9 protein-coding genes are annotated in these 16,435 nt (G+C 55.8%); 8 read left to right on the forward strand and 1 reads right to left on the reverse strand.

Features of this window, described 5'->3' with window-relative positions; translation table 11 throughout:
* Window positions 1-3: 3 nt before the first annotated feature.
* The 6 genes from bcsB (at window position 4) to K8W53_RS01135 (ending at window position 12,272) form a co-directional block, all read left to right on the forward strand.
* Window positions 4-2,304 (forward strand): cellulose biosynthesis cyclic di-GMP-binding regulatory protein BcsB, encoded by a 2,301-nt coding sequence (gene bcsB / locus K8W53_RS01110; protein WP_000823812.1) that lies wholly within the window; start codon window positions 4-6, stop codon window positions 2,302-2,304.
* Between the two features lie 3 nt (window positions 2,305-2,307).
* A complete protein-coding gene (bcsZ, locus tag K8W53_RS01115) occupies window positions 2,308-3,417 on the forward strand; it encodes a cellulose synthase complex periplasmic endoglucanase BcsZ (protein WP_000988811.1) in 1,110 nt (369 codons plus the stop codon).
* Window positions 3,399-6,941, forward strand: a complete 3,543-nt coding sequence (bcsC, locus tag K8W53_RS01120; RefSeq protein WP_023225079.1) for a cellulose synthase complex outer membrane protein BcsC — start codon at window positions 3,399-3,401, stop codon at window positions 6,939-6,941. The genes bcsZ and bcsC overlap by 19 nt, the downstream gene beginning before the upstream one ends.
* A 173-nt stretch (window positions 6,942-7,114) precedes the next feature.
* Entirely contained in the window at window positions 7,115-9,121 is a 2,007-nt protein-coding gene (hmsP, locus tag K8W53_RS01125) for a biofilm formation regulator HmsP (RefSeq protein WP_001266362.1), read from the forward strand.
* Between the two features lie 157 nt (window positions 9,122-9,278).
* Entirely contained in the window at window positions 9,279-10,565 is a 1,287-nt protein-coding gene (dctA, locus tag K8W53_RS01130; protein WP_000858228.1) for a C4-dicarboxylate transporter DctC, read from the forward strand.
* Between the two features lie 219 nt (window positions 10,566-10,784).
* Window positions 10,785-12,272, forward strand: a complete 1,488-nt coding sequence (locus tag K8W53_RS01135) for a M16 family metallopeptidase (RefSeq protein ID WP_001163182.1) — start codon at window positions 10,785-10,787, stop codon at window positions 12,270-12,272.
* 53 nt (window positions 12,273-12,325) lie between these two features.
* Here K8W53_RS01135 and K8W53_RS01140 read toward each other — a convergent pair whose 3' ends face one another.
* Window positions 12,326-13,255 (reverse strand): sugar kinase, encoded by a 930-nt coding sequence (locus K8W53_RS01140; protein ID WP_000037575.1) that lies wholly within the window; start codon window positions 13,253-13,255, stop codon window positions 12,326-12,328.
* Between the two features lie 228 nt (window positions 13,256-13,483).
* Here K8W53_RS01140 and pdeH point away from each other — a divergent pair, with 228 nt between their 5' ends.
* Both pdeH and K8W53_RS01150 read left to right on the forward strand, forming a co-directional pair.
* A complete protein-coding gene (gene pdeH, locus K8W53_RS01145) occupies window positions 13,484-14,251 on the forward strand; it encodes a cyclic-guanylate-specific phosphodiesterase (protein ID WP_000595626.1) in 768 nt (255 codons plus the stop codon).
* Between the two features lie 109 nt (window positions 14,252-14,360).
* Window positions 14,361-16,421: an AsmA family protein gene (locus K8W53_RS01150; RefSeq protein ID WP_023225078.1), complete on the forward strand. Its 2,061-nt coding sequence runs from the start codon at window positions 14,361-14,363 to the stop codon at window positions 16,419-16,421.
* Window positions 16,422-16,435 lie beyond the last annotated feature (14 nt).

Below are 16,435 nucleotides of genomic sequence, written 5' to 3' on the forward strand. Positions count from 1 at the left end.
GCGATGAAAAGAAAATTGTCCTGGATGTGTGCGGCGGTAATAGGATTAAGCGCGTTTCCTGCTTTCATGACGGCGGCGGCGCCTGCTACGCCGCCATTGATCAATGCTGAACCCACCGAGCCTGCGCCGTCGCCCGCAACTGAGGCGCCCGTCGTGGCGCAAACCGCGCCTTCGCGCGAGGTCAAGCTGACCTTTGCGCAAATCGCGCCGCCGCCGGGTAGTATGGCGCTGCGTGGCGTTAACCCTAACGGCGGCATTGAATTTGGTATGCGCAGCGATGAAGTGGCGTCGAAAGCGGTGCTGAATCTGGAATATACGCCCTCGCCGTCGCTCCTGCCGGTTCAGTCGCAGCTCAAGGTTTATCTCAATGATGAACTGATGGGCGTACTGCCGGTGACAAAAGAGCAGTTGGGGAAAAAGACGCTGGCGCAGGTACCTATCAATCCGCTATTTATCACCGACTTTAACCGGGTGCGGCTGGAGTTTGTCGGCCACTATCGCGACGTGTGTGAAAACCCGGCCAGCAGTACTCTGTGGTTAGACATCGGGCGAAATAGCGCCCTGGATCTGACCTATAACATGCTGGCGGTGAATAACGATCTGTCCCACTTCCCGGTGCCGTTTTTTGATCCGCGGGATAACCGTCCGGTGACGTTGCCGATAGTGTTTGCTGATATGCCTGATCTGGCGCAGCAGCAGGCGGCTTCTATTGTCGCGTCCTGGTTTGGCTCGCGGGCGGGCTGGCGCGGTCAGCGCTTCCCGGTGTTGTATAATCACCTGCCGGATCGCAATGCGATCGTGTTCGCCACCAACGATCGACGCCCCGATTTCCTACGCGATCATCCTGCGGTTAACGCGCCGGTTATCGAGATGATGAGCCATCCGGATAATCCGTATGTGAAGTTGCTGGTCGTGTTTGGTCGAGATGATAAAGACCTGTTGCAGGCGGCAAAAGGTATCGCGCAAGGGAATATTCTCTTTCGTGGTTCCAGCGTGGTGGTTAACGATGTAAAACCGCTGCTGGCGCGCAAACCGTATGATGCGCCGAACTGGGTGCGTACCGATCGCCCGGTCACTTTTGGCGAGCTGAAAACCTATGAAGAGCAGCTCCAGTCGAGTGGGCTGGAGCCGGCGCCCATCAACGTTTCTTTGAATCTGCCGCCGGACCTCTATTTGCTGCGTAGCAACGGTATTGATATGGATCTCAACTACCGTTATACCTCGCCGCCGACCAAAGACAGTTCACGGCTGGATATCAGTCTGAATAACCAGTTCCTGCAAGCCTTTAGCCTTAACAGCACGCAGGAAACTAATCGACTCCTGTTGCGCCTGCCGGTACTTCAGGGACTGCTGGATGGTAAAACGGATGTGTCTATTCCGGCGCTCAAACTGGGGGCGATGAACCAACTACGTTTTGACTTCCGCTACATGAACCCGATGCCGGGCGGGTCGGTGGACAACTGTATTACCTTCCAGCCGGTACCGAATCATGTGGTGATAGGGGATGACTCCACTATCGATTTTTCGAAATATTACCACTTTATCGCGATGCCGGATTTACGCGCGTTCGCCAATGCGGGTTTCCCGTTCAGCCGGATGGCCGACTTGTCTGACACGCTGGCGGTGATGCCGAAGACCCCAACCGAAGCGCAAATGGAAACGCTGCTGAATACGGTCGGCGCCATTGGCGGGCAGACCGGTTTCCCGGCAATTAATCTGACCATCACCGATGATAGCGCTCAGATAGCCGACAAAGACGCCGATCTGCTGATTATTGGCGCTATTCCGGGCAAGCTAAAAGACGATAAGCGTATCGATCTGTTGGTGCAGGCGACACAAAGCTGGGTAAAAACCCCGATGCGGCAGACCGCTTTCCCGTCGATTATGCCGGATGAGGCCGATCGCGCGGCGGATGCGCAGTCCACCGTCACCGCCAGCGGCCCGATGGCGGCAGTGGTGGGCTTCCAGTCGCCGTTTAATGATCAGCGCAGCGTGATTGCTCTGCTGGCTGACAGCCCGCGCGGCTACCAGCTACTGAACGACGCTGTGAACGACAGCGGTAAACGCGCCGCGATGTTTGGTTCCGTGGCGGTGATCCGCGAGTCCGGCGTTCACAGTCTGCGCGTTGGCGATATCTATTACGTCGGACATCTGCCGTGGTTTGAGCGGCTGTGGTATGCGCTGGCGAATCACCCGGTGCTGCTGGCGGTACTGGCGGCCCTCAGTGTGGTATTACTGGCGTGGGTATTGTGGCGTCTGCTACGTATTCTCAGTCGCCGTCGTCTCGACCCTGACCATGAGTAACGCATGATGACTATGCTGCGCGGATGGATAACGATGCTCGTCATGCTGACGGCAATAAATGCGCAGGCAGCCTGTAGCTGGCCTGCGTGGGAACAGTTCAAGAAAGATTACATTAGCCAGCAGGGACGCGTTATCGATCCGGGCGATGCGCGAAAAATTACCACCTCCGAAGGGCAAAGCTACGCCATGTTCTTTGCCCTGGCGGCGAACGATCGACCGGCGTTCGCGCAACTGTTTAACTGGACGCAAAACAATCTGGCGCAGGGATCGCTGCGTGAACATCTGCCCGCCTGGCTGTGGGGACAAAAAGATCCCGACACCTGGTCGGTGCTGGACAGCAACTCCGCGTCCGACGGCGATATCTGGATGGCATGGTCGCTGCTGGAGGCCGGTCGTCTGTGGAAAGAGACGCGTTATACCGAGGTGGGCACGGCGTTGCTAAAACGCATCGCCCGCGAAGAGGTCGTGAATGTGCCGGGGCTGGGCTCAATGCTGCTACCTGGCAAAATCGGCTTTGCCGAGGCGAATAGCTGGCGTTTTAACCCAAGCTATCTGCCGCCGCAGTTGGCGCAATACTTTAGCCGTTTTGGCGCGCCGTGGTCGACGCTACGGGAAACCAATTTGCGGCTTTTGCTGGAAACCGCGCCGAAAGGTTTCTCGCCGGACTGGGTGCGTTATGAAAGCAAGCAAGGCTGGCAGTTGAAAGCGGAAAAGACGCTGATCAGTAGCTACGATGCGATTCGCGTCTATTTATGGGCGGGAATGATGCATGATGGCGATCCGCAAAAAGCGCGTTTACTGGCGCGATTTAAACCGATGGCGACGTTAACGATGAAAAACGGCGTTCCACCGGAGAAAGTGGATGTCGTCAGCGGGAATGCGCAAGGGACGGGGCCGGTCGGGTTTTCCGCCGCCTTACTGCCTTTCCTGCAAAATCGCGACGCCCAGGCCGTGCAGCGACAGCGGGTCGCAGACCATTTTCCTGGCAGCGATGCCTATTACAACTATGTGCTGACTCTCTTTGGACAAGGCTGGGATCAGCACCGTTTTCGCTTCACCGTCAAAGGTGAATTATTACCTGACTGGGGCCAGGAATGCGTAAGTTCACGTTAAGTCTCATGCACGCTTTTTTGCCGGCTGGCGGTCGAAACGCCTTACCTGGCAAAAGAGGCGTTTCTCGGGCATTGTTGGGTTTATCGCTTGGTATGGCGCTAACACCGCTTGCCGGCGCAGCGACCTCCGCGCAGCAACAGTTGCTGGAGCAGGTTCGGCTGGGCGAGGCCACGCACCGTGAGGACTTAGTCCGTCAGTCGCTCTATCGCCTGGAGCTGATCGACCCCAATGATCCACAGGTTATCGCCGCCCGTTTCCGCTATCTGTTGCGCCAGGGGGATAGCGACGGGGCGCAGAAGCTACTTGACCGGCTGGCGCAACTGGCGCCGGAGTCGACGGCGTATCAATCTTCCCGCACCGCGATGCTGCTCTCCACGCCGCAAGGACGCCAGTCTTTGCAGGAGGCGCGTTTACTGGCGACGACCGGCCATACTGAACAAGCGATCGCCAGCTACGACAAGCTGTTTAAAGGTTATCCGCCGGAGGACGAACTGGCGGTCGAATACTGGACGACCGTAGCGAAATTGCCCGCCCGCCGTCACGAAGCGATTAACCAGCTACAGAAAATCAATGCCGTCAGTCCGGGTAATAACGCTCTGCAAAATGCGCTGGCGCAACTGTTGTTCGCCAGTGGGCGGCGCGATGAGGGATTCGCGGTGCTAAAACAGATGGCGAAATCCAGTACGGGACGCAGCGCGGCCTCCGCCATCTGGTACCAGCAGATAAAAGATCTCCCGGTTAGCGACGCCAGCGTAAAAGCGTTGCAAGACTATCTGACGCAGTTTAGCGAAGGCGATAGCGTGTCTGCCGCCCGCGCCCAGCTTAGCGAGCAGCAAAAACAGTTAGCCGATCCGGCGTTCCGCGCGCGCTCGCAGGGCATCGCGGCGGTTAATGCCGGAGAAGGCGGTAAGGCCATTGCGCAATTGCAGCAGGCGGTGAGCGCCCGGCAGGACGACAGCGAGGCGGTCGGCGCGCTGGGGCAGGCATACTCACAGCGTGGCGATCGCGCCCGCGCCGTCGCGCAGTTTGAAAAGGCGCTGGCGATGGCGCCGCACAGCAGCAGCCGCGATAAGTGGGAGAGTCTGCTGAAGGTCAATCGCTACTGGCTGTTAATTCAGCAGGGCGACGCGGCCTTAAAAGCGAATAATCTGGCCCAGGCGGAGCGTTTCTATCAGCAGGCGCGAGCGGTGGATAACACCGACAGCTACGCGGTGCTGGGGCTGGGGGATGTGGCGATGGCGCGCAAAGATAATGCCGCCGCCGAACGTTATTATCAGCAGACGCTGCGTATGGATAGCGGTAATACCAATGCTGTACGCGGGCTGGCGAATCTTTATCGCCAGCAGTCGCCGCAAAAAGCCGCCGCGTTTATCGCTTCTCTTTCCGCCAGCCAGCGGCGCAGTATCGACGATATCGAACGCAGTCTGGAAAATGACCGTCTGGCGCAGCAGGCGGAAACGCTGGAAAGCGAGGGCAAATGGGCGCAGGCCGCAGAACTGCACCGTCGTCGGCTGGCATTAGATCCGGGGAGCGTGTGGGTGACGTACCGACTGTCACGCGATCTGTGGCAGGCCGGGCAGCACGCCCAGGCCGATGCGCAAATGCGCTCTCTGGCGCAGCAGAAGCCAAACGATCCGGAACAGGTCTATGCTTATGGACTTTATCTTTCCGGCAGCGATCGGGACCGGGCGGCGCTGGCGCATCTCAATACCCTACCGACCAGCCAATGGAACAGCAATATTCAGGAACTGGCGGGCCGATTGCAAAGTAACCAGGTGCTGGAAAGCGCTAACCGCTTGCGCGATAGCGGCAAAGAACGCGAAGCGGAAGCGTTGTTACGTCAGCAGCCGCCCTCTACGCGCATTGCGTTAACGTTGGCGGACTGGGCGCAGCAGCGTGGCGATAATGCGGCGGCCCGCGCCGCTTATGACGCCGTTCTGGCGCGGGAACCGGGTAATGTCGATGCCATGCTGGGGCGGGTGGAAATCGACATCGCACAGGGCGATAACGCTGCGGCGCGCGCTCAGCTGGCGGCGCTGCCTGCGTCGCAAATCACCTCTATTAACATGCAGCGCCGCGTCGCGCTGGCGCAGCTCCAGCTTGGCGATATCACGGCGGCAGCGCGGACCTTCAACCGCATTACGCCGCAGGCAAAAGCACAGCCGCCATCAATGGAAAGCGCAATGGTATTGCGTGACGCCGCCGCTTTTCAGGCGCAAACGGGCGAGCCGCAGCGGGCGTTGGAGACCTACAAAGAGGCAATGGTCGCCGCGGCGATTACGCCGGTTCGTCCCCAGGATAACGATACCTTTACCCGCCTGACGCGCAATGATGAAAAAGATGACTGGCTAAAACGCGGCGTGCGTAGCGATGCGGCGGAGTTGTACCGTCAGCAGGATCTCAATGTCACGTTGGCGCACGATTATTGGGGGTCGAGCGGGACTGGCGGTTACTCCGATCTGAAGGCGCATACCACGATGCTTCAGGTGGATGCGCCCTGGTCGGACGGACGGGCGTTCTTTCGTACTGATATGGTGAATATGGATGTTGGCCGCTTCTCTACGGATGCGGATGGAAAATACGATAATAACTGGGGTACCTGTACGCTGGAGAAATGCAGCGGACATCGTAGCCAGGCCGATACGGGCGCGAGCGTGGCGGTCGGCTGGCAGAATGAGACCTGGCGCTGGGATATCGGCACGACGCCGATGGGCTTTAATGTCGTTGATGTGGTCGGCGGCGTCAGCTATAGCGACGATATCGGGCCGTTGGGTTATACCCTGAACGCGCATCGTCGCCCGATCTCCAGTTCGCTGCTGGCGTTTGGCGGGCAAAAGGACGCCAGCAGCAATACCGGCACCAAATGGGGCGGCGTGCGGGCCAACGGCGGCGGCGTCAGTCTCAGCTATGATAAAGGCGAAGCAAACGGTGTCTGGGCGTCGCTCAGCGGCGACCAGTTGAGCGGTAAAAATGTGGAAGATAACTGGCGCGTGCGCTGGATGACCGGTTATTACTATAAGGTGATTAACGAGAATAACCGCCGCGTTACCGTCGGGCTGAACAACATGATCTGGCATTACGACAAAGATTTGAGCGGTTATTCACTGGGTCAGGGCGGTTATTATAGCCCGCAGGAATACCTGTCGTTTGCGGTGCCGGTGATGTGGCGGCAGCGTACGGAAAACTGGTCGTGGGAGCTGGGCGGCTCGGTATCCTGGTCGCACTCCCGCAACCGTACCATGCCGCGTTATCCGCTGATGAATTTGATCCCGGCGGATTATCAGGAGGATGCGCGTGACCAGACCAACGGCGGCGGTAGCAGCCAGGGATTTGGCTATACCGCGCGGGCGCTCATTGAACGCCGGGTCACTGCCAACTGGTTTGTGGGTACGGCTGTCGATATTCAGCAGGCGAAAGATTATACCCCCAGTCATCTGCTGCTGTATGTCCGTTATTCCGCGGCGGGCTGGCAGGGGGATATGGATTTACCGCCGCAGCCTCTGGTGCCTTACGCTGACTGGTAATCATTGCGTCAGGCCTACGAATTGACAGGCGTCGTAGGCCTGAGAAGCGCAGCGCCATCAGACGCTATCATTAACCGTTATTCAGAAAAGTCCTTTTCAGATACAGCCTCTCTTAATGCCGCAGCAATCGGGTATACTCAGGCGGCAGTCCGGGATATCCAGGGAGAGTCAATTTGCGCGTCAGCCGCTCGTTAACAATTAAACAGATGGCAATGGTTGCGGCCGTTGTCATGGTGTTTGTTTTTGTCTTTTGCACCGTTTTGTTGTTCCATCTGGTACAGCAGAACCGCTACAACACGGCTACGCAACTGGAAAGCATCGCGCGATCTGTTCGGGAACCTCTTTCTTCCGCGATTTTAAAAGCGGATCTCCCCGGCGCGGAAACCATTCTGGAAAGTATTAAACCTGCGGGCGTGGTGAGTCGCGCCGATGTGGTATTGCCGAATCAGTTCCAGGCGTTGCGTAAGCGCTTCATTCCTGAACGCCCCGTCCCGGTTATGGTGACGCGTCTCTTCGAACTGCCGGTACAAATTTCTTTGCCGGTTTATTCGCTGGAGCGTCCCGCCAATCCGCAACCGCTGGCCTACCTTGTATTGCAGGCGGATTCGTACCGTATGTACAAGTTCGTCATGAGCGCGCTCTCTACGTTAGTGACCATTTACTTACTTTTATCGCTGATCCTGACGGTGGCCATCGCCTGGTGCGTAAACCGCCTGATTGTGCATCCGCTGCGCAAAATCGCCCGCGAGCTGAACGACATTCCGCAGCAGGAGCTGATCGGACATCAGCTGGCGTTGCCGCGTCTGCATCAGGATGATGAAATTGGAATGCTGGTGCGCAGCTATAACCTCAACCAGCAGCTTATGCAGCGTCAACGCGAGGAGCAAACGGACAATGCGATGCGTTTTCCGGTTTCCGAGCTGCCCAATAAAGCCTTTTTAATGGCGCTGCTGGAACAGGTTATCACCCGCCAACAGACCACCGCGCTTATCATCGTGACGTGCGAAACGTTGCGTGACACGGCAGGCGTGCTGCAAGAAACGCAGCGGGAGATTCTATTACTGACGCTGGTTGAGAAGCTGAAGTCGGTGCTGGCGCCGCGCATGGTGCTTACGCAGGTCAGCGGGTATGACTTCGCCATTATCGCCCACGGCGTTAAAGAGCCGTGGCACGCCATTACATTAGGTCAGCAAATACTCACTATCATTAATGAACGACTGCCCATCCAGGGTATTCAACTGCGCCCAAGCTGCAGTATTGGCATTGCGATGTATTATGGCGATCTGACCGCCGAAGAGCTCTATGGTCGCGCCGTCTCCGCCGCGTTTACCGCGCGCCGAAAAGGTAAAAATCAAATCCAGTTCTTTGACCCGGCGCAGATGGAGGCCGCTCAACAGCGCCTTACCGAAGAGAGCGATATCCTTACCGCGCTGGATAATCATCAGTTTGCCATTTGGCTGCAGCCGCAGGTCGAGATGCGCAGCGGCAACGTATTAAGCGCCGAAGCCTTGTTACGTATGCAGCAGCCGGACGGTAGCTGGGAATTACCGGAGGGGCTGATTGAGCGCATTGAATCCTGCGGCCTGATGGTCACGGTGGGCCATTGGGTGCTGGAAGAGTCCTGTCGCCAGCTTGCTGCCTGGCAGGAGCGCGGCGTGACATTGCCGCTCTCCGTCAATCTTTCCGCGTTACAGCTCATGCACCCTGGCATGGTGTCGGAGCTGCTGGAATTGTTAAACCGCTATCGTATTCAACCGGGTACGCTGATTCTTGAGGTCACTGAAAGCCGCCGTATCGACGATCCGCACGCTGCCGTCGCTATCTTACGTCCGTTACGTAATGCTGGCGTGCGTATCGCACTGGATGATTTTGGCATGGGTTACGCGGGGCTGCGCCAGTTACAGCATATGAAGTCGCTACCGGTCGATATCCTTAAAATTGATAAAATGTTTGTCGATGGGTTACCGGATGATCACAGTATGGTGACGGCGATTATCCTGATGGCCCGCAGTCTTAATTTACAATTGATTGCCGAGGGCGTGGAGAACGAGGCGCAACGCGCGTGGCTGGAACAGGCTGGAGTCAACGTCGCGCAAGGCTTCCTGTTTGCTCGGCCCGTTCCCGCGGATATCTTTGAAGAACGGTATCTGTCGCACGAAAATCCTGATTACAAAAGTTAAAAAAGGTCGCGCTTGTGCGAGCCAGCTCAAACTTTTTAACATTTTTGTTTCAATTATGATCCTGGCGCATTTCTGTCATGTTGTGTGGGTGTTATTTTAAGGCCGCAGGTTACTCATAACCTTACAAGACCTGTGGTTTTTACTTCAAGGACACCCTATGAAAACCTCTCTGTTCAAAAGTCTTTATTTTCAGGTCCTGACAGCAATCGCCATTGGTATTCTCCTTGGCCATTACTATCCTGAACTGGGCGCACAAATGAAACCGCTTGGCGACGCGTTCGTTAAGCTCATTAAGATGATCATCGCTCCTGTCATTTTCTGTACTGTCGTGACGGGCATCGCAGGCATGGAAAGCATGAAAGCGGTGGGCCGTACCGGCGCGGTCGCGCTGCTTTACTTTGAAATTGTCAGTACGATTGCGCTGATTATCGGTCTTATCATCGTCAACGTTGTGCAGCCTGGCGCCGGGATGAACGTCGATCCGGCAACGCTGGATGCGCAGGCGGTGGCCGTTTATGCCGCACAAGCCAAGGAGCAGGGCATTATTGCCTTCCTGATGGATGTCATACCGGGCAGCGTGATCGGCGCGTTTGCCAGCGGCAACATTCTGCAGGTCTTACTGTTTGCGGTGTTGTTTGGTTTTGCGCTGCACCGTTTGGGCAGCAAAGGCCAGCTCATTTTCAATGTGATTGAGAGTTTTTCGCAGGTCATTTTCGGCATCATCAATATGATCATGCGCCTGGCGCCGATTGGCGCATTCGGCGCGATGGCCTTCACCATCGGTAAATACGGCGTCGGTTCTCTGGTGCAACTGGGGCAGCTCATTATCTGCTTCTATATCACCTGTATTCTCTTCGTGGTGGTGGTGCTGGGGACGATTGCACGGGTAACGGGCTTTAGCATTTTTAAATTTATTCGCTATATCCGGGAAGAATTACTCATTGTGCTCGGCACCTCCTCTTCCGAGTCAGCGTTGCCGCGTATGCTCGATAAGATGGAAAAACTGGGGTGCCGTAAGTCGGTGGTAGGGCTGGTGATCCCGACGGGGTATTCGTTCAACCTCGATGGCACCTCTATCTACCTGACGATGGCGGCGGTGTTTATCGCCCAGGCGACCAACAGCCATATGGATATCTTCCACCAGATAACGCTGCTGGTCGTGTTGCTGCTCTCGTCAAAAGGCGCCGCGGGCGTGACCGGAAGCGGCTTTATCGTGCTGGCGGCCACTATCTCCGCCGTGGGCCATTTACCGGTTGCGGGACTGGCGTTAATCCTCGGTATCGACCGCTTTATGTCCGAAGCGCGCGCGCTGACTAACCTGGTGGGTAACGGCGTGGCGACGGTGGTGGTTGCCAAATGGGTGAAAGAGTTAGATCACCAAAAGCTGGACGATGTGCTTAATAATCGTGCGCCGGATGGCAAAACGCACGAAATTTCCTCCTAATCTCGCCACTTATGCCCGTAGTCCCTTCCAGGACTGCGGGTGTTTGCGCATAATTGACCCCTGCGCCCAAAGCATACAGCATGATGCTTAGGGATTATTTCACTTCTTCCGTGACATTTTTAGGTTCTCGCGGTCTAACACGAAGTGTTTTTACGTCATATTCAGACATCCCTGCCGGGGCTGTCTTTTTATTACCAGGATTGTTGATCAGGGGTTCACATGCAGGGCACAAAAATTCGACTCTTAGCGGGCAGTCTGTTGATGTTGGCCTCTGCCGGCTATGTGCAGGCAGATGCGCTCCAGCCCGATCCGGCATGGCAACAGGGGACGCTGGCTAATGGGTTACAGTGGCAAGTGTTGGCTACGCCTCAGCGCCCCAGCGATCGTATTGAAGTTCGTCTCCAGGTTAATACCGGTTCGCTCACCGAAAGTACGCAACAGAGCGGGTTCAGCCATGCGATTCCCCGTATCGCGCTGACGCAAAGCGGTGGTCTGGATGCCGCACAGGCACGTTCTTTATGGCAGCAAGGGTTTGATCCGAAACGTCCCATGCCGCCCGTTATTGTTTCTTATGATTCCACGCTCTATAACCTCAGTTTACCCAATAACCGTAACGATCTGCTGAAAGAAGCGCTGACCTATCTGGCTAACGTCTCCGGTAAATTAACCATTACGCCAGAGACGGTGAATCATGCGTTAAGCAGCGAAGATATGGTTGCGACATGGCCAGCAGATACTAAAGAGGGCTGGTGGCGTTATCGGCTGAAAGGGTCGGCGTTATTGGGGCACGATCCCGCGGAACCGTTAAAGCAACCGGTAGACGCAGCCAAAATTCAGGCTTTCTATGAAAAATGGTACACCCCGGATGCCATGACGCTGATTGTTGTCGGCAACATTGATGCGCGCTCCGTCGCCGAGCAGATCAATAAAACGTTCGGTACGCTGAAAGGTAAACGCGAAACGCCCGCCCCGGTGCCGACGCTTTCGCCGCTGCGGGCGGAATCAGTGAGCATTATGACCGATGCGGTGCGCCAGGATCGTCTCTCCATTATGTGGGATACGCCGTGGCAACCGATTCGCGAATCGGCGGCGCTGTTGCGCTACTGGCAGGCGGATCTGGCGCGCGAAGCGCTGTTCTGGCATATCCAGCAAGAGCTTACTAAAAATAACGCGAAAGATATTGGTCTGGGGTTTGACTGCCGGGTTCTGTTCCTGCGCGCGCAGTGCGCCATCAACATTGAATCACCTAATGATAAGCTCAATACCAATTTGAGCCTGGTGGCGAATGAACTGGCGAAAGTACGCGATAAAGGTTTGTCGGAAGAGGAGTTTACTGCGCTGGTGGCGCAGAAAAATCTCGAATTGCAAAAGCTGTTCGCGACCTACGCGCGTACCGATACTGACATTTTGACTGGACAGCGTATGCGCTCGCTGCAGAATCAAGTGGTGGATATCGCGCCGGAGCAGTATCAGAAGCTGCGTCAGAATTTCCTCAACAGCCTGACCGTCGATATGCTCAATCAGAATCTACGTCAGCAGCTATCGCAGGAGATGGCATTAATTTTGCTGCAACCGCAAGGCGAGCCGGAATTTAATATGAAGGCGTTAAAGGCGACGTGGGATGAAATCATGGTCCCGACAACTGCCGCCGCTGTTGAAGCAGATGAGGCGCATCCGGAAGTGACGGAAACACCGGCGGCACAGTAAGCTGCCGCCTGTCGGCCCGGTAAGCGCAGCGCCACCGGGCAAGAGCGAATGACTTACTGCGGCATCGCGTCGTGCGGAATAATGGCCCCACGGTACTGAATCACCGTGCTGGCCGTCAGGTGTCCGCGCTTCGCGGCATCCGTCGCGCTGCCGCCCGTCAAACGAACGGCCAGATAACCGGCGCTGAAGGAGTCGCCTGCGGCAGTGGTGTCTATCACTTTCTCTTTCGGCAGTTTGACTGCCGGAACGTCAATGAGCGCCTCGCCCTGAATCGAGACCAGGCAAGAATCCGCCCCGCGTTTTACCACCACTTCCTGCACGCCTGCCGCATGGGTGCGGGCAATGACCTCTTCCACGGGTTGCTGACCCCATAGCGCGTCTTCATCGTCCAGTGTCAGGAAGGCGATATCAGTACATTCCAGCATCTTTTGATAGACCTGCTGCGTTTCTTCGCGACTTGTCCATAAACGCGGGCGATAGTTATTATCAAAAATGACTTTCCCGCCGTTGGCCCGGCATTCACGCAATAAAGACAGCAGCTTATCACGGCTGGTCGGGCTTAAAATCGCGAGGCTAATGCCGCTCAGGTAGAGATAATCGAAGGTCGCCAGCGCCTCGCAGATAGCCGCTGACTGTTCGCTCTCCAGCCAGAATTTCGCTGCCGCTTCGTTACGCCAGTAGTAGAAGGTACGCTCGCCAGTGTCATCGGTTTCGATGTAATAGAGGCCTGGCAGGCGATTTTCCATCCGCTGCGTTAGCGAGGTATCCACATTTTCATGCTGCCACGCCTCCAGCATCTGTTGGCTGAAACTGTCGGTACCCAGCGCCGTCACATAGTGAACGGCCAGAGCGGCAGAATCGACCTGACGGGCAATATAAACGGAGGTATTCAGCGTGTCGCCGCCGAAGCCGCGCTGAACATCAGCGCCTTTCTGCGACAGCTCAATCATGCATTCGCCAATCACGGCAATCTTTTTAGACATAGTCGTGAACCTGATCTGTAAAAATTAGCGTTAGTGTGCGCTGTGGATGTTTAGTGGTCAATAATATTAAAACATCGGTCCATTATTTTTTTGAGCAAGTGCGTATTTTTGACAAGTTTCGTGGTCTGTTTTTATTTTGCCAGGGACCGAGGGTAAAGTTCTCTGCCTGAACGCCGATAACCTTTGACGAGTCCGGACAGTCACACTCCCATTAACAGGACAACTGAGATGATAAAGCAGGTTATCCAGCAGCTACGCGTTCCTGATGCAGGTATAGAGAATTTGCAGGAACGGCGCTATTGGCTGCAATGCGAGCGTGCCTATACTTACCAGCCGATATACCAGACGGATGGCCGTTTGATGGCGGTTGAACTTCTCACTGTCGTCACCCATCCTGATAACCCTTCCAGACGTATTGCCCCGGATCGTTATTTCGCGGAGTTAGCGGTTCGACACCGCATTGACGTAGTGAAAGAACAACTTCATCAGCTTGAACAAAAAGCGGATTTTTTCACTCGCCATCACTTATTGGCATCGGTCAATGTTGACGGCCCTACGCTGATTGCCATGCGACGACAGCCGGACATTCTGGCCGCGATGGAGCGCTTACCCTGGCTGCGTTTCGAACTGGTGGAACATATTCGTTTGCCGAAAGACTCCTCTTTCGCCTCGATGTGTGAGTTCGGCCCGCTGTGGCTGGATGATTTTGGTACTGGTATGGCCAATTTTTCAGCGCTGAGCGAAGTGCGTTATGACTACATTAAAGTGGCGCGCGAGCTGTTCGTCATGCTGCGTCAGTCCCCGGAGGGACGCAACCTGTTCACTCTGCTGCTGCAACTGATGAACCGCTACTGCCGCGGCGTTATTGTCGAGGGCGTGGAGACGCTGGAAGAGTGGCGTGATGTGCAGCGTTCGCCCGCCTTTGCCGCCCAGGGCTATTTTCTTTCTCGACCCGTGCCGCTGATATCGCTCGAAGAGGTGATTCTGACCCTGTAACGCCAGACTGTTCCCGTAATACGTGGTATTACGAGGCGCGGTCATCCTCCTTTTTCGTCTGGCTGAACTATCTTTAGGACAGGCAAGGGAAGAAGTGAGGAAATAACACATGACTAAAGCAGGCAAAATAACCGCCGCCATCACAGGGACTTTCTTGTTGTTGATCGTCATAGTGATTTTGTTGATCGCAACATTTGACTGGAACCGCCTCAAACCGACCATCAACCAGAAAGTCTCTACCGAATTGAACCGGCCTTTCGCTATTCGCGGCGATTTAGGCGTGGTGTGGGAACGCCAAAAACAGGAGACCGGCTGGCGAAGCTGGGTACCGTGGCCGCATGTTCACGCGGAAGACGTCATTCTCGGCAATCCGCCGGATATTCCGGAAGTCACGATGGTGCATCTGCCACGCGTTGAGGCGACGCTTGCTCCGCTGGCGCTCCTGACCAAAACCGTCTGGCTGCCGTGGATCAAACTGGTGAAACCCGACGCGCGTCTTATTCGCCTGTCTGAGAAAACCAATAACTGGACCTTTAACCTCGCGCAAGACAAGAATACGGACCCCAATGCTAAACCTTCCGCCTGGTCCTTCCGGCTGGATAATATTCTCTTCGACCAGGGGCGAATCGCGATCGATGATAAGGTCAGTAAAGCGGATATCACTATTCTGGTCGATCCGTTAGGCAAACCGTTGCCGTTCAGCGAAGTGACGGGAACGAAAGGCAAAGCAGACAAATCCACCGTGGGCGACTATGTCTTCGGCCTGAAGGCGCAGGGGCGTTATAACGGGGAACCGTTGACCGGTACGGGCAAAATAGGCGGTATGCTGGCGCTACGCAGCGAAAGTACGCCTTTTCCTGTGCAAGCCGATTTCCGCTCTGGCAATACGCGGGTGGCTTTTAGCGGCGTGGTGAACGAGCCGATGAAAATGGGCGGCGTCGATCTGCGGCTTAAATTCTCTGGCGATTCACTGGGCGATTTATATGATTTAACCGGCGTGCTGCTGCCGGATACGCCGCCGTTTGAGACCGATGGGCGACTGGTGGCGAAAATTGACGCCGAAAAGTCATCGGTATTTGATTATCGTGGTTTTAACGGGCGCATTGGCGACAGTGATATCCACGGCTCCCTCACTTATACCACCGGTAAACCGCGCCCTAAACTGGAAGGCGATGTCGAATCGCGCCAGTTACGACTGGCCGATCTTGGGCCGCTGATTGGCGTGGATTCCGGGAAAGACGCTGAGCAGTCGAAACGGTCTGAACAGCGCAAAGGCGAGAAGAATGTTCAGCCGGCGGATAAAGTGTTGCCTTACGATCGCTTTGAAACCGACAAATGGGACGTTATGGACGCCGATGTCCGGTTTAAAGGCCGACGTATTGAGCATGGCGGCAGTCTACCGATTAGCGATCTTTCGACCCATATCATCCTGAAAAACGCCGACTTACGTCTACAGCCGCTGAAGTTTGGTCTGGCAGGCGGCAGTATTGTCTCCAACATCCATCTGGAAGGGGATAAAAAGCCAATGCAGGGGCGGGCGGATATACAGGCGCGTCGGCTGAAGCTTAAAGAACTGATGCCGGATGTGGAGCTGATGCAGAAAACGCTGGGCGAGCTGAACGGCGATGCGGATATTCGCGGGACGGGCAACTCGGTCGCCGCGCTGCTTGGCAACAGTAACGGCAATCTGAAATTATTGATGAATGATGGATTGATTAGCCGCAACCTGATGGAAATCGTGGGGCTGAACGTCGGCAACTATATTGTCGGGCAGATTTTTGGCGATGACGAAGTGCGGGTTAACTGCGCGGCGGCGAATCTCAATATTGCGAACGGCGTGGCGCGACCGCAAATTTTTGCTTTTGATACAGAAAATGCGTTAATTAACGTGACCGGTACGGCGAGCTTCGCCTCTGAACAGCTCGATTTAACCATTGATCCGGAAAGTAAGGGGATTCGTATTATTACGCTGCGATCGCCGCTGTACGTGCGCGGGACATTTAAAAATCCGCAGGCGGGCGTCAAGCCCGGCCCGCTGATTGCGCGCGGCGCGGTTGCGGCAGCGCTGGCGACGTTGGTAACGCCCGCCGCCGCGCTATTGGCGCTCATTTCGCCCTCTGAAGGCGAAGCCAATCAGTGCCGGACGATTTTAACGCAGATGAAGCAGTAACGTGAAACGTAGCG

The organism is Salmonella sp. A29-2, from assembly GCF_020150755.1.
GTDB classification, from domain to species: Bacteria; Pseudomonadota; Gammaproteobacteria; order Enterobacterales; family Enterobacteriaceae; genus Salmonella; species Salmonella enterica.

Excerpts from the sequence above, each read along its gene's own strand:
- bcsB (WP_000823812.1), top strand. The coding sequence starts at position 4 with ATGAAAAGAAAATTGTCCTGGATGTGTGCGGCGGTAATAGGATTAAGC.
- bcsZ (WP_000988811.1), top strand. The coding sequence starts at position 2,308 with ATGATGACTATGCTGCGCGGATGGATAACGATGCTCGTCATGCTGACG.
- bcsC (WP_023225079.1), top strand. The coding sequence starts at position 3,399 with ATGCGTAAGTTCACGTTAAGTCTCATGCACGCTTTTTTGCCGGCTGGC.
- dctA (WP_000858228.1), top strand. The coding sequence starts at position 9,279 with ATGAAAACCTCTCTGTTCAAAAGTCTTTATTTTCAGGTCCTGACAGCA.
- K8W53_RS01135 (WP_001163182.1), top strand. The coding sequence starts at position 10,785 with ATGCAGGGCACAAAAATTCGACTCTTAGCGGGCAGTCTGTTGATGTTG.
- K8W53_RS01140 (WP_000037575.1), bottom strand. The coding sequence starts at position 13,255 with ATGTCTAAAAAGATTGCCGTGATTGGCGAATGCATGATTGAGCTGTCG.
- pdeH (WP_000595626.1), top strand. The coding sequence starts at position 13,484 with ATGATAAAGCAGGTTATCCAGCAGCTACGCGTTCCTGATGCAGGTATA.
- K8W53_RS01150 (WP_023225078.1), top strand. The coding sequence starts at position 14,361 with ATGACTAAAGCAGGCAAAATAACCGCCGCCATCACAGGGACTTTCTTG.